Below are 14197 nucleotides of genomic sequence, written 5' to 3'. Positions count from 1 at the left end.
GCCGTCATCGAGCGGGTCGGCGAGCGCGGCGGCCGGATGCACACCGCCCGGTCCCGCAACGACGAGGTCGCGACCTGCATCCGACACCGGCTGCGCACCGACACTCTTGACGCCGCCGCGGCGACGATCGAGGCCCGCGAAGCCATCGCTGACATCGCCGAGCGCCACGCCGAGACCATCATGCCGGGCTTTACGCACCTCCAACCAGCCCAGCCGACGACTGTTGGACACTATCTTGCGTCCTACGGGTCGGCGCTCGCCCGCGACACCGAACGGCTGCTCGACGCCTACGACCGGATCAACCGCTCGCCGCTTGGCGCGGCGGCCTTCGCGGGTACACCGTTCGACGTCGACCGCGAGCGGACCGCCCAACTGCTCGGCTTCGAGGGGCTCGTCGAGAACTCGATGGACGCCGTCTCCGCGCGGGACTTCCTCGTCGAGACGACCGCCGCCGTCGCCGCGCTGTCGACGACGCTGTCGGGGCTCGCCGAGGACCTCGTGGTCTTCTCGAACCGCGGGTACGTCGAGTTGGCCGACGCCTACGCCTCGACGTCGTCGATCATGCCGCAAAAAAAGAACCCCGACACGATGGAATTGGTCCGGGGGACGTCCGGCGACGCTGCAGCCGGCCTGAACGCGCTGTTGTCGATGCTAAAGGGACTCCCGCGGGCGTACAACCGTGATCTCCAGCGCGCCCACCCACACGCCTTTGAGGCGGTCGACGCGGTGCGCGAGGCGACGACGGTCGCCGCGGGCGCGGTCGCGACCGCCGAGTGGGACGAAACGTCGTTATCGGCCGCCGCGTCGACGGGCTTTTCGACGGCGACGGGCGTCGCGGACCTACTCGCGATGTCTGGAATCCCGTTCCGGACTGCCCACGAGACCGTCGCGCTCGCGGCCGAACGGATCGACGACGGAAGCGACGTTGCGGCGACGTACGCGGCTCTTGATGCCGCGGCGGCGGAGACACTCGACGAACCGCTCGAAGTTCGCGTCGACCGCGAGACCGTCGAGGCCGCGCTCGATCCCGCGGAGAGTGTCGCCTCGCGCGACTCGGTCGGCGGCCCGGCCCCCTCAGCCGTCGGGGCGGCCCGATCTCGGTCTAACGAGGCGCTTGCCGAGCACCGCGAGGCGCTCGACTCGCGCCGCGAGGCGCTCAAACGCGCCGAGCGCAGACTCGACGAGGAGGTGGCTCGTCGTGCGTAACCGACGACCGCTGTCGCTTCTCGCTATATGTACTAAAATCTGACAATAAATCTGGATGACGGGTTTTCAACCGCATTTGAACCGTTAGATGCTCGTATTCGTTATTGTATCCTTTTGATAAGTTCGAAGCTTTTAAGTGGGTCGGTGGCCGACTAGACGGCACGATGACGGAAGACACGATCACCACGGAAGATCCCATCACGGGCGAAGAGATCGAGATCCCCGCCGACGTCGAGGTCGGCGAGATTATCGACAGTCCGATTACGGGCGCCGAACTTGAGGTCGTCTCTGTCGACCCGATCTCCCTCGAGGAGGCTCCCGAACTGGAAGAGGACTGGGGGGAGTAAGGCGATGGATGTCGGCGCGGATCGCCGCCCGGCCGGAACGCCCGCGAGGGGTGATGGCTCGTGAACGTCGGCGTGCTCTACTCGCGGATCCGCCGCGACGAGAAGCTTCTTCTGAGCGAGCTCCGCGACCGGGGCCACGAGGTCACGAAGATCGACGTCAGAAAGGAACGTTTCGGCGTCCACGAGCCGCCAGCGGTTTTCGAAGAGCTCGATATCGTCGTCGACCGGTGTCTTGCGACCAGCCGGTCGCGGTATATCACCCGGTTCGTCGACGCCTACGACGTGCCCGTCGTGAACGAACCGGAGACGGCGGCGGTCTGCGCCGACAAAGCCAGAAACAGCCTCGTACTCGCGAACGCGGACGTGCCGACGCCAGCGACTGAGGTCACGTTCACCAAGGAAGCAGCCATGGAGTCGATCGAGGAGTTCGGCTACCCCTGCGTGCTGAAGCCCGTCATCGGGTCGTGGGGGCGGCTGATGGCGAAGATCGACTCTAGGGACGCTGCCGAGGCTATTCTCGAACACAAAGAGACGCTCGGCCACTACGAGCACAAGGTGTTCTACATCCAGGAGTTTGTTGAGAAGCCGGGTCGTGACATCCGCGTCGTCGCCACCGACGGCGACCCGATCGCGGCGATGGCCCGCTCCTCGGAGCACTGGCTGACGAACGCCGCTCGCGGGGCCGAGACCGAACCAATCGAGATCACCCCCGAGATGGCCGACCTCGTCGAGCGCGCCTCGGATGCGGTTGGAGGCGGCCTGCTCGGCGTCGACCTCATGGAGACGGGCGACTCCTTCACCGTCCACGAGGTGAACCATACCGTCGAATTCAAGGCGCTAAACGAGGTCACCCAAACCGATGTCCCCGCCGCGGTCGTCGATTGGCTTGAGGCTCGCGTGCGAAACGTCGAGGTGACGGCATGAGCGACCGAACGACCGACGACAGCGCGGGCGGGACGCAAGCGACCGATTACACGGCGAGCGTCGTCGGCGGCAGCGGCTTCACGGGCGGTGAACTGCTCCGACTCCTCTCCGGGCACCCGAACTTCGAGGTCGCCCAGGCGACGAGCCGGAGCTACGGAAACAAGACGATCGGCTCCGTCCACCCGAACCTGCGGGAAACGGACCTGCGCTTTTCGGACCCCGACGACCTCGAATCGGTCGATGTCCTCTTCGCCTGTACGCCTCACGGCGTCTCGATGGAGCACATCGACGCGTTCCGCGAGGCGGCCGACACGGTCGTTGATTTGAGCGCTGATTTCAGACTTGACACCGAGGCGGCATATGACGAGTGGTACGACGGCCACGACCGACCCGAACTGCTCACCGAATCCGAATATGCTCTGCCGGAACTCAACCGGGAGAACCTCCACGGCGCGGAGTTGATCGCCTCCGGCGGCTGCAACGCCACCGCGGCGATCCTCGGACTGAAGCCGCTTTTCGACGCCAACGTCCTCTCCGGCGAGGAGCGGATTGTCGTCGATGTCAAGGTCGGCTCCTCCGAGGGTGGCGCGGGCGGCGGCGATGCCTCCGCACACCCCGAGCGCTCGGGTGTCGTCAGGCCTTATGCACCCACGGGCCACCGCCACGAGGCCGAGATCGAAGCCTTCCTGGGCACGCAGGTCTCCTTTAGCGCCCACGCGGTCGACATGACCCGTGGCGCGTCGGCGACCTGCCACGTCTACCCCGACGACCCCGTCTCAACGGGCGACCTCTGGAAGGCGTACCGCGGCAGTTACGCGGAGGAGCCGTTCGTCCGGATCGTCTCAGGAGGCTCCGGCGTCTACCGGTATCCGGAGCCGAAGGCGGTCGCAGGTTCGAACCACGCCGAAGTCGGCTTCGAACTTGACCCCCGAAACGGTCGTATCGTCGTCTTCTCGGCGATCGACAACATGATGAAAGGCTCGGCGGGCCAAGCCGTCCACGCGGCCAACATCGCCTTGGGCCTCGAGGAAACCGCCGGGCTTGAGTTCGCCGGGTTACACCCGGTGGGAGCGCCATGAGGGACCCCGACACCGTCGTCGTCAAGATCGGAGGCGCCCGCGCGGTCGACCCCGAGGGCGCGCTCGCCGATATCGCCTCGGTCCGCGAAGACGGCACCGATATCGTCGTCGTCCACGGCGGCTCGACGGCGGTCGACGACGCCTTAGAACGGATGGGCATCGAACCGGAGTACGTCGAAACGCCCTCCGGAGTCGTCGGCCGCTTTACCGACGCGGAGACGATGGACGTGTTCAAGATGGCGCTGGCCGGGCAGGTCAACACTGACCTCGTGGTCGGCCTCCGAAACCAGGGTGTCGACGCGGTCGGGCTCTCGGGCGTCGACGGTGGCCTGTTCACCGGCCCGCGAAAGTCGGCGGTTCGGGTCGTCGAGGACGGCACGAAGAAGATCAGACGCGGCGATCACTCCGGGACGATCGGGTCGGTCAACGGCGACCTGCTCTCGACGTTGCTTTCGGACGGCTACACGCCGGTCGCGTCGCCGCCGATGCTGGCCGACGACGGCGTCGCCGTCAACACCGACGCCGACCGCGCCGCGGCGGCCGTCGCGGCCGAACTCGAGGGCACGCTCGTCTCCTTGACCGATGTCGCCGGCGTCTACCGCGACCCCGACGACCCATCGACGGCCATCGGCCGTGTCGACACCCCCGACGCCTACGAGGAACTACGGACGGCCGCGGAGGGGTTCATGGGGCGGAAGGTGATGGCGGCGACGGAGGCTCTTGAGGGCGGTGCGGAACGAGTTGTCGTCGCCGACGCGAACGCCAACGCCCCGGTTCGGTCGGCGATAGACGGCGGCGGCACGGACGTGCTGCCTAGCGCGCTCGAATGACACTACACCAACCATGAGCGGCTTCATTTTTTCGGAGAAACCGATCCGCATCGACCGTGGCGAGGGAGCCTATCTCTACGACACGAACGGTAACGAGTACCTCGATTTCGGCGCGAGCTACGCCTGCACGCCGGTCGGCCACTGCCATCCGGAGGTCGTCGACGCGGCCACCACGCAACTCGAGGAACTGTTCTACGTACAGGCGTCGTACCCCCACGCCGCCCGGACGGCGCTGTACGAGCAGTTGGCCGACGTGGCGCCGGTCGACGTCGACAACGTCTGGCTCTGTAACTCCGGAACGGAGGCCAACGAGGCGGCGCTGAAGTTCGCCCGCCACGCGACGGGGCGCTCGAAGATCATCGCCACGAAACGGGGCTTTCACGGGCGGACGATGGGTTCGCTCGCGGCCACCTGGAAGGACAAGTACAAGAAGGGTTTCGGCCCGCTTGCACAGGACTTCGAGTTCGTCGAGTACGGCGACAGTGAGGCGATGGCCGAGGCGGTCGACGACGACACCGCCGCGGTCATCATCGAACCGCTACAGGGCGAGGGCGGCATTAACCCCGTCTCGACGGAGTACCTTCAGTCGGTCCGCGTTCAGACGGCGACCTCAGGTGCCGCGCTGATCCTCGATGAGATCCAGACCGGCCTCGGCCGCACCGGCGAACTGTGGGCTGCCGATAAGTACGACGTGGTCCCCGACGTACTGACGACGGCGAAGGGGCTTGCCAGCGGCCTCCCGATGGGCGCGACGCTGTGTCGTGACTGGATCGCGGAGGATTCGGGCAACCACGGCTCGACGTTCTCCGGCGGCCCGGTCGTCTCGGCGGCAGCGGGGGCGACGCTGGACGTTCTTGAGCGCGAGTCGCTGCCCACCCACGCCGCCGAGATGGGCGAGTACATCCGTGAGGAGGTCGAATCCCGCCTCGGCGACGACGTCCGAGAAGTCCGCGGCCACGGCCTTATGATCGGCATCGAAGTCAGGCGCGGCTCGAACCGCTTGCTGCGCGATCTGGCGATCGACCACGGCGTGTTGGCGCTGCCGGCCGGCCGGACCGTGTTGCGGCTCCTGCCGCCGCTCACAATCGAGCGCGAGCACGCCGACGAACTCCTCGACGCACTGGAGGCGGTCATCGCGTGAGCGAAACGGCGCGCGGATCCGCTCTCGCCCCCGACACCGAGGCCCGCGACCTGCTTGAGGAACTCGTCTCGACCGCCTCACCGACACCCGAGGAAGACGAGTGCGCGGCGGTGCTCGTGGACTTCTTCGAATCGCACGGCCGGGACGTGTTCGTCGACGCCATCGGGAACGTCCGCGCGCCGGCCGACGACAGCGTCCTCTACACGTCCCACATCGACACGGTCCCAGGTGACATTCCGGTTCGGATCGAGGACGGCGACCACGGCCCCGAACTGTGGGGTCGTGGCTCGGTCGACGCGAAGGGACCGCTCGCCGCGCTCGCGGTCGCGGCCGTCCGGACCGGCGTTTCCTTCGTCGGCGTCGTCGGCGAGGAGGTCGACTCACGCGGCGCGCGCCATCTCGTCGAGGAGCGCGCACCCCCCGACGCCGTGGTCAACGGCGAACCCTCCGGCACGAACGGGATCACGCTCGGCTATCGGGGGATACTGAGCGGGACGTACCTCTGTACGTCGGAGTCCGGCCACACATCCCGCCCGGAGAACAACGCGATCCAGAACGCGATCGGGTGGTGGTCGGCCGTCGAGGCGTGCTTCGCGGGCGGCGAGTATGGCCTTGCTCCGAAGGAGCAACGAGGCGAAGCCGACAGCGACGGCGAAGTGCCGATCTTCGAGCAGGTAACGCCCAAACCGACCTCGATCGAGGGCGGCATCACCGAGGACGGCCTTGCCGTCGAGACGACGCTCGATGTCCAGTTGCGGGTGCCACCACGGTACTCGACGGAGGACATAAAAGAACTGGCCGCCGGCGAACTCGAAGCCGGCACCGTCACCTGGACGGATTCGGTCGAGCCGACCATGCAGAGCCCGCGTACCCCGGTCGCGCGGGCGTTCCGCGTCGCGATCCGGGCGGCTGGCGGCGATCCCCGGCTCCTCAGAAAGACCGGCACCGCCGACATGAACATCTACGCCGGGGCGTGGGACTGCCCGATGGTCACGTACGGCCCCGGTGACTCCGATCTCGATCACGCACCGAACGAGCACCTCGAACTGCACGAACTGGACCGCGCGGTCGCCGTCCTAGAGGCCGTCGCGGCGGATCTCACCTGACCTCCACCACACGGATCATGAATTTCCTGAACATTGACGACCTGACGCGCGAGGAACTCGACGACGTACTGACGAGCGCGACCGACCTCAAGGAGCGAACCGCCCGCGGTAAGACGGCCGACGCGCTCGACGGCGGAACGCTCGCGATGATCTTCGAGAAGCCCTCAACCCGGACGCGGGTTTCCTTCGAGACCGGTGCGACACAACTCGGCGGGCACGCGATCTTCCTCGGCCCCGACGACATCCACCTGGGCCACGGCGAACCCGTCAAGGACACCGCACGGGCGCTGAGCCGCTACGTCGACGTCATCATGGCGCGCGTCTTCGACCACGCCGACGTAGTCGAGTTGGGCGAGTACGCGACCGTCCCCGTGGTCAACGGACTGACCGACGACGCCCACCCTTGCCAGACGCTCGCTGACCTGTTGACCATCCGGGAGCGCTTCGACGGCTTCGACGCCCGTGTCGCGTGGGTCGGTGACGGCAACAACGTCTGTCAGTCGTTCGTCCTCGGGGCGGCGATGGTCGGTCTTGATCTTGTCGTCGCGACGCCCGATGGGTACGGCGTCGACGACGCGGTGCTCGACCGGGCGGCCGAACTCGGGAGCCCCCCCGAAATCGCCGCCGACCCCGAGACGGCCGTCGCGGACGCGGACGTCGTCTATACCGACGTGTGGGTGAGCATGGGCGAGGAATCCGAGCGGGCTGAGAAACTCGACGCGTTCTCGAAGGCGGGCTTTCAGGTGACGGAGGATCTGCTCGGCGACCGACTGCTGATGCACTGCTTGCCCGCCCACCGCGGCGAGGAAGTCACCGATTCGGCCGTCGAGAGCGACAACTCGATCGTGTGGGATCAGGCCGAGAACCGCCTGCACGCGCAGAAGGGACTGTTGACATCGTTGTTGTAATACGGCTGCTGACAGCGCCACTGTATCAGAGGTGTCGAACTCGTTGGTTTCGTCGACGCCTCTGTACGACGGTATATAAGTAAGAAGGTAGCTTCCGCCGCCGGTTTCGGTACGCTGCCGATTGCCGGGAGTCAGGCCCCGGCTTCGCCGAGAGCGGACTCGAGGTCGCCCCGCTGTGTGACGCCGACGAACCGCTCGACGACGCCCTCCTCGTTCTCGATGATGAGCGTCGGGAGCGAGCGGACCTGGTACTCGTTGGCGACGTCTTGTTCCGAATCGACGTCGACCTTCTCGAAATCGACGTCAGGGTAGTCCTCAGCGAGTTCCTCGAGGATCGGATCTTGGGTCTTACACGGACCGCACCAGTCCGCGTAAAAGTCCTTGAGCGTGACGGACATAGCTACTGATACCCGAGCCGCCCGCATAAGGGTTTTCCAAACGGCACCGGTCGGTGTCGAAACGCTTAGGAGTCCTGCGACGAATCGTCGTATATGAGCAGTGGAGAAAACTCCGGCGGGCTAATGTCCAGTGCCGGGCTTGTCCGGTATTTCGACTCCGAGGACAGCAACACGCCGACGATGGACCCACGAACGGTCGTCGCCTTCGGGGTCCTCCTCGGCGTGTTCGTGTTGATGTTGAACGCGCTCGCCTGATCTAAACCGCGGTAATCCGCAACTGCTGAGCGATGGTGAAGCTCGCTTATATACTGATTTGAGCCGCTACACATCCGTTTATACAGTATCTGGTGTACTTATATTCCCTGCCCCTACTCGGGAGCTTTTTAGATACTCCCGGTCCAGATTCGCCCGTGCGCGTCGTTCACGATACGTCCAATGGGGCGCGAACGCTCGCCGAAAACGCCGACCGGGCCGAGGGGCTTTTCGCCCAAGGCATCGGGCTGATGTTTCGGCGGTCGATTCCCGACGAGTACGCGCTCGTGTTCCCGTTCTCGGGCGTCTCGACGCGGGGGCTGCACATGCTGTTCGTCCCCTTCGACATCGATGCAATCTGGCTCGTCGACGGTGAGGTCCGGGCGAAGGCACGGCTGTCGGCGTGGACCGGCCGCGGCCGCGCCGAAGCCGACACCGTGATCGAACTCCCGGCCGGAGCGGCGGACGGCGTCTCGGAGGGTGACACTGTCCGGGTCCAAGTTGAGTCGCCGTAATACCGACGATGCGTCGAGTGGCAACCAGCAACTTAATGAAGGTCCGTGACGATTGTCCGCGTACAATCATGCCGAACTCCGACCCGGCAGAGGATAGAGTAAGTCGCCGCGAGGCGGCTGGTCGAGAAATTCGACCGCTTGGCATATAACGAGGCTTCTACCGTGACCACACTGTTCGGGGATCACCCAGCGACTGCTCCCCTTGACGACCGTGACGTACAGTTCCTCGATACCACCTTGCGAGACGGCGAACAGGCCCCGGGCATCTCGCTAACGCCCGACGAGAAGGCCGAAATCGCCCTGGCGCTCGACGAGGCGAATGTCGCCGTCGTCGAGGCCGGAAGCGCCTGTACCGGGGCGGGCGAGCGCGAGACGATCGCCCGCGTTACCGAACTTGGCCTCGACGCCCGGGTGACGAGTTTCGCCCGCGGCGTCAAGAACGACATCGATCTCGCCTTGGACTGTGGCGTCGATGGGATCAACCTCGTTGTGCCGGCCAGCGATCGACACGTCGAAGACAAGGTCGACACCACCCGTGAGGCGGTCGTCGCGGAGACCATCGAATTGGTCGAGTACGCAAAGGAGCACGGCCTGTGGGTCGAGGTCCTCGGGGAAGACGGCTCCCGCGGCGATCTGGAGTTCCTGACGGAGCTCATGGGCGCATCGATAGACGCCGGCGCGGACCGCATCTGTGCGCCCGACACCGTCGGCCACGCTACGCCGGACCGAATGCTCGAGATCTACGCCGAACTCTCAGAACTCGGGCCGACCTCGATGCACACCCACGACGACCTCGGCCTTGCGGTCACGAACGCGCTGGTCGGTGTCGCCGCCGGCGCGGACCTCGTTCACGGCACAGTAAACGGCCTCGGCGAGCGCGCCGGTAACGCTGCTTTGGAGGAGGTCGCAATCGCGCTCGATCACGGCTACGGCGTCGAGACGACCGACACGGAGATGCTCTACGAACTCGGCCAGCTCGTCTCCTCGAAGACGGGGATCCCGCTCGCGCCGAACAAGGCCGTCGTCGGCGAGAACGCCTTTACGCACGAGTCGGGCATCCACACCGACGGGACGCTGAAGGACGACGCGATGTACGAACCCTACCCGCCCGAGAAAGTCGGCCGGACCCGTCGGCTCGTGCTCGGCAAGCACGCCGGCCGCGCCGGTGTTCGGGCAGCACTTGCCGAACACGGGATCGAGGTCGCCCCCGATAATCTCGGCGAGATCGTCCAACGGGTCAAGCGCCTCGGTGATCGCGGCAAGCGCGTCACGGACGCCGATCTGCTCACCATCGCCGAGGAGGTCCAAGGCCGCGAGCGCGAGCGCCGCGTCGAGTTACTCGACCTGACCGCGGCCTCCGGCAGCGGGACGCCCACCGCCTCCGTCCGCCTCGAGGTCGACGGCGAGGAGCGCGTCGCCTCCGGCACCGGCAGCGGCCCGGTCGACGCCGCAATCGCCGCGGTCAAGTCGGCGCTCGGGTCGGCCTCGAACGCCCAACTGGACTCGTACCACGTCGACGCCATCACGGGCGGCACCGACGCCGTCGTTACCGTCGAAGTGGAAATGTCCCGCGGCGACCGCTCCGTTACCGTTGCAGCCTCGGACTCGGACATCACGACCGCCTCCGTTCGGGCGATGGTCGACTCGCTCGATCGCCTTCTGGCCGACGCCGACACGCCGGTTTTGGCCGACGACTGACGCACCCGGGTCGGCGATCCGCTCGTCCGGGTCCCTGTGGTGACCGTTTCGGTTTCTCACTGTGTCTGTCCCGACGGCCCTCCCACCCGTTTCGACTCGAATTTGAGCCACCGCAACCGATATATCCTCACTCGAACACCGTCTCGGTATGGCCCTCCACGCGATCGACGATGTCAGCGACGCTTTCAGCGCCACCACGGCGTTTCTCCTCCCGTTTGAGCTCCGCCGATGGGCGAAACTCGCAGTCGTTGCGCTGTTTCTGGGCGGCGGCTTGAGCCTCCCGACACTCCAGGCCAACGCCCCCGCGAATGTCGACGAGTCGGCCGGTGTCGGGGCCCCCAGCCTCCCGCCGGATGCCGTACCGATCGTCGTTGCGGTCGTCGCCGCGGTCGTCCTTGTGGGCGTTGCCTACAGCGTCGTCGGCGCGATCATGGAGTTTGTTTTCGTCGAGTCGCTCCGGACCGAAGCGGTCACGCTCCGCCGACACTGGAGCCGACGGTGGCGACAGGGGCTCCGACTGTTCGGCTTCCGGCTCGCGATCGGACTCCCGGTGCTCGCGCTCGTCGCTGGGTGGATCGGGTTGTTGGCTGCCCCGGCCCTGTTCGAGAGCGTCGATCCGCTTGTCCCCGCGGTAACCCTGTTTTTGATTGGAATCCCGCTCGTTCTCCTCGTGGGCCTGCTGTACGCGCTCGTGGCGTCGCTCACGACCGTCTTCGTCGTTCCGATCATGATCGAAACGGATGGCGGCGTCCTCGCCTCGTGGCGCAGGCTTTGGGCGTCGATCAGAGCCCATCCCAAGCAGTATCTCGCCTACGTCGCCGTCGGCCTCGTGTTGACGATCGCAGCGGGGTTCCTCGCCTCTCTTGTCGTCGGCATTGTTGCGGCGATACTTTTTATTCCATTCGCGATTCTCGGTGTGGTAGTGTACCTGACGCTCTCGCTATCGTCGACGGTCGGCCTCGTGATCCTCGGCGCGGCGGGGGCGCTGTTCGTCGTGTCGGTTGTCACCCTCTGGCTGTTCGTTCAGGTGCCCGTGGTGACGTACCTTCGGTACTACGCGCTGTTAGTGCTCGGGGACGTTGAGGCACCCCTCGATCTCGTCTCGGACCGTCGCACCGCGGTTCGGGAGTGAACCCCTCGCCCGTCCAGCACCCCGGAACCCGCGTCCCTGGCCGTATCAGACCCTTTTTACTGCCAGATCCGATACATACACCTAATGACTCGAATCGTCGTGGTGGACAACCACGGGCAGTTCACGCACCTCGAAGGCCGTGCGTTGCGGGATCTCGGCGTCGACACCGATATTATCGACAACGACGCGCCGCCGGAATCGATCGACGCCGACGGGATTGTCCTTTCGGGGGGACCGGACATGGATCGAATCGGCCGTTCCGCGGACTACCTCGACCTCGATATCCCCGTGCTCGGTATCTGTCTCGGTATGCAACTCGTCGCCGCGGAACTCGGCGGCGAGGTCGGGTCCGGCGACTACGGCGGCTACGCCGACGTGACGGTCGACATTCTCGACGAGACCGACCCGCTCGTCGGGTCGCTCACCCCCGAGACGCGCGTGTGGGCCAGCCACGCCGATGAGGTCAAGACGGTTCCTGAGGGGTTCGTCCGAACCGCCGACAGCGATGTCTGCTCGACCGAGGCGATGAGCGACGCCGATCGCGACCTCTACGGCGTCCAGTGGCACCCCGAAGTCGCTCACACCGAGGAGGGTGAGGCGGTCTTCGAGAACTTCATCGACATCTGTGAGCGCGCCGACTGAGACGGCTCGCGGTCGTGCGCCTGTCTCCCATGCCACAAAGGGTTAAATGGGCCTCGTCTGAAAATCCCGGTTGAATCGAATGAACACCCCACCTACGCGGCGGGAACTGCTCGGTACCGCTGGCGTTGCGGCTGTCTCGTTCGTGGCCGGCTGTTCCGGTACCGGCGATGCAGGGGCCGAGACGGACGGTGACGACACCGGCACCGACACACCCGACCCCGATCTCCGGATCGGCGACCGGTATCTCAGCTCCGCGTTTCCGATCGAGTTTGTGGATCCGAGCTTCGAGGAGCGGACGGGCTTCGCTGATGACGCCCGTATCGCCTACGTCCACTGGCACGGCGTGGATGTCTCTCACTGGCATCAATCGCCTCTGGAACTCGCCGTCGGCGAACGACAGGCTGGACGGACCCGATTTTTGCTTGAGGGGGCCAACGCCATCCCGCTCGGCTCCGACGAGCGGTTCTCGCAGGCCGTCCGGCCGGTTGGCGGCGAGGACACCCTAGTACGAACGACGGTTGACGGCGCGCGCGTCGATATACTCGCCGAGGCGGCCGGCGACGTTGAGTTGCTGTTCGAACTTCGGGCCGACAGCGAGCTACGGTGGGAGTCCCCTCCGCTTCCGGTGGAGATCGGCTGAACGCCGTTCCCGGTGGCGGTATCGGGACCTGATTCAATCCCGTGAGCGATGGCATGTGTTTATAAGTTATCTGCGCGCAGTATCCAGCGTGTTCATGTCGCCGCCGCTCGGGGTCGCGTCGGGTCCCGACCTGTTGCGCCTGCTCGTTGTCCCCGTCTTCGCGTGGGCCGCGTACCGCGACATCCGGACGCGACGGGTACCCAACCGGACCTGGCTCCCCCTCGTCGCTGTCGGGATGCTCGCGCTGACGTGGGACCTCCTCGCGCTCGGTATGCCCGGGGCTGAACGCCGCCTGTTCCTCGTGCAGGCGGCCGTCTCGCTCGGGTTTGTCGCCCCGCTCGGGTACGTCTTCTGGCGGATCGGCGGGTTCGGCGGGGCGGATGCGAAGGCCATTATTACGCTTGCGGTCGTGTTTCCCGTTTATCCGGCCTACGAGGTCTTCGGGAGCCCGTATCCGGTCTACCACGCTCCTCTCGGCGTGTTTTCGTTTACCATCCTCTCGAACGCTGTCTTGGCCGGGCTGTTATATCCTCTCGTACTCGCGGTTCGGAACCTTCCGCGAGGCGAGTTCACACCGGCGATGTTCGTCGGTCGTCCGGTTCGACTTGCGGATGTCCCGCGAGAGCACGGCCGTCTGCTCGAGACGCTCGAGGGGTTCACGCGCCGTGGGCTGGACATCGATGCGCTACGGATGTATCTCCGCTGGCGCGGGATCACCTTCTCAGATCTTCGGGACGATCCCGAGCGGTATCGTGGCTCGGTCCCCTCGGACCCGAACGACCCTGGCGATGGATCCATCGATATCACGGACTCCGGCGCCTCCGTGGGTGACCACCCGCCCGTCACCCCGGCCGAAGACGACCCCTGGGGTGTGGACGCGTTCCTCGCAGAGCACGCCGCTTACCGGACTACACCGGCAGAGCTTCGCGAGGGCCTGTCGACACTTTCGGATCCCGACCGGGAGTCGGTCTGGATCACGCCTGGCATCCCATTTATCCTCCCGATACTCGCCGGGCTTCTCGCGGCGCTGACCTTCGGCGATCTGCTGTTTTGGGTTCTCTCTGTGGTCGGGCTCTGAGCCGAGCGGAACCGGTGGCGGGCCGCTGAACGCTCGAATGCGGTCTCTCGGCGTCTCAGGCCTCGGCGGCGAGCTCCTCGTCAGCCTCCGCTTCGAGGTCCTCCAGCGCCGAGACGACCCCATCGCGGTACGTCGACAGCTCCGGGTCGTACTGCGTGTCGGCCATCGCGGCGTACTCGCCGGCCTCGTCGAACGCTTCGATCCGGTCGAGCGTCCGATCGGCCGTCTCGACGACCCAGCGGTTCCGGGTCGCGCCATCGACGACCGAAATCGATTCGGGCCGCAGCGAGACGTTCACGCC

The 14197-nt window shown here is 66.0% G+C and carries 16 protein-coding genes and 1 pseudogene; 15 read left to right on the top strand and 2 right to left on the bottom strand.

Features of this window, described 5'->3' with window-relative positions; all coding sequences use genetic code 11:
* From argH to argF, 8 genes are all read left to right on the top strand, one after another.
* Nucleotides 1-1206: argininosuccinate lyase (argH, locus tag ACI944_RS05350; RefSeq protein ID WP_411718030.1), on the top strand; the 1206-nt coding region annotated here is incomplete at its 5' end.
* Between the two features lie 164 nt (nt 1207-1370).
* Nucleotides 1371-1553 (top strand): lysine biosynthesis protein LysW, encoded by a 183-nt coding sequence (lysW, locus tag ACI944_RS05345; RefSeq protein ID WP_411718029.1) that lies wholly within the window; start codon nt 1371-1373, stop codon nt 1551-1553.
* Between the two features lie 60 nt (nt 1554-1613).
* Nucleotides 1614-2477, top strand: a complete 864-nt coding sequence (lysX, locus tag ACI944_RS05340) for a lysine biosynthesis protein LysX (RefSeq protein WP_411718028.1) — start codon at nt 1614-1616, stop codon at nt 2475-2477.
* Nucleotides 2474-3556: an N-acetyl-gamma-glutamyl-phosphate reductase gene (gene argC / locus ACI944_RS05335; protein WP_411718027.1), complete on the top strand. Its 1083-nt coding sequence runs from the start codon at nt 2474-2476 to the stop codon at nt 3554-3556. Before lysX ends, argC begins: the two co-directional genes overlap by 4 nt.
* Nucleotides 3553-4386 (top strand): acetylglutamate/acetylaminoadipate kinase, encoded by an 834-nt coding sequence (locus ACI944_RS05330; RefSeq protein ID WP_411718026.1) that lies wholly within the window; start codon nt 3553-3555, stop codon nt 4384-4386. The genes argC and ACI944_RS05330 overlap by 4 nt, the downstream gene beginning before the upstream one ends.
* A gap of 13 nt (nt 4387-4399) precedes the next feature.
* Complete coding sequence (locus ACI944_RS05325) at nt 4400-5527, top strand: aspartate aminotransferase family protein (protein WP_411718025.1); 1128 nt, start codon at nt 4400-4402, stop codon at nt 5525-5527.
* Nucleotides 5524-6633 carry a [LysW]-lysine hydrolase gene (locus ACI944_RS05320; RefSeq protein ID WP_411718024.1) on the top strand — a complete coding sequence of 370 codons (1110 nt, stop codon included), beginning with the start codon at nt 5524-5526 and terminating at the stop codon, nt 6631-6633. Before ACI944_RS05325 ends, ACI944_RS05320 begins: the two co-directional genes overlap by 4 nt.
* Nucleotides 6634-6650: 17 nt before the next feature.
* Nucleotides 6651-7541: an ornithine carbamoyltransferase gene (argF, locus tag ACI944_RS05315; protein WP_411718023.1), complete on the top strand. Its 891-nt coding sequence runs from the start codon at nt 6651-6653 to the stop codon at nt 7539-7541.
* 131 nt (nt 7542-7672) lie between these two features.
* On the opposite strand, the gene ACI944_RS05310 is transcribed toward argF, so the two are convergent.
* Complete coding sequence (locus tag ACI944_RS05310; protein WP_411718022.1) at nt 7673-7939, bottom strand: thioredoxin family protein; 267 nt, start codon at nt 7937-7939, stop codon at nt 7673-7675.
* 93 nt (nt 7940-8032) lie between these two features.
* Between ACI944_RS05310 and ACI944_RS05305 the strand changes: the two genes are divergently transcribed.
* The 7 genes from ACI944_RS05305 (at nt 8033) to ACI944_RS05275 (ending at nt 13896) form a co-directional block, all read left to right on the top strand.
* Nucleotides 8033-8194, top strand: coding sequence for a preprotein translocase subunit Sec61beta (locus tag ACI944_RS05305; RefSeq protein ID WP_015408294.1), 162 nt, complete (start codon nt 8033-8035; stop codon nt 8192-8194).
* A gap of 155 nt (nt 8195-8349) precedes the next feature.
* Nucleotides 8350-8706, top strand: a complete 357-nt coding sequence (locus ACI944_RS05300; protein ID WP_411718021.1) for a DUF192 domain-containing protein — start codon at nt 8350-8352, stop codon at nt 8704-8706.
* Between the two features lie 162 nt (nt 8707-8868).
* Nucleotides 8869-10404 carry a (R)-citramalate synthase gene (locus ACI944_RS05295; protein WP_411718020.1) on the top strand — a complete coding sequence of 512 codons (1536 nt, stop codon included), beginning with the start codon at nt 8869-8871 and terminating at the stop codon, nt 10402-10404.
* 148 nt (nt 10405-10552) lie between these two features.
* The gene (locus ACI944_RS05290) at nt 10553-11536 is read left to right on the top strand and encodes a hypothetical protein (RefSeq protein ID WP_411718019.1); all 984 of its coding nucleotides are present in this window, start codon (nt 10553-10555) and stop codon (nt 11534-11536) included.
* Nucleotides 11537-11620: 84 nt separating this feature from the next.
* A complete protein-coding gene (locus tag ACI944_RS05285; protein WP_411718018.1) occupies nt 11621-12178 on the top strand; it encodes a GMP synthase subunit A in 558 nt (185 codons plus the stop codon).
* Between the two features lie 79 nt (nt 12179-12257).
* Nucleotides 12258-12818 (top strand): hypothetical protein, encoded by a 561-nt coding sequence (locus ACI944_RS05280; RefSeq protein WP_411718017.1) that lies wholly within the window; start codon nt 12258-12260, stop codon nt 12816-12818.
* 94 nt (nt 12819-12912) lie between these two features.
* Nucleotides 12913-13896 (top strand): prepilin peptidase, encoded by a 984-nt coding sequence (locus ACI944_RS05275; RefSeq protein WP_411718016.1) that lies wholly within the window; start codon nt 12913-12915, stop codon nt 13894-13896.
* Between the two features lie 55 nt (nt 13897-13951).
* On the opposite strand, the pseudogene ACI944_RS05270 reads toward ACI944_RS05275, so the two are convergent.
* A pseudogene (locus ACI944_RS05270) lies at nt 13952-14197 on the bottom strand (DNA-binding protein); the annotation flags it as partial.

Origin of the sequence: Natronomonas sp., assembly GCF_046710025.1 — an archaeon.
Taxonomy (GTDB): Archaea; Halobacteriota; Halobacteria; order Halobacteriales; family Haloarculaceae; genus Natronomonas.
This window is presented reverse-complemented; position numbering and strand designations above follow the sequence as displayed.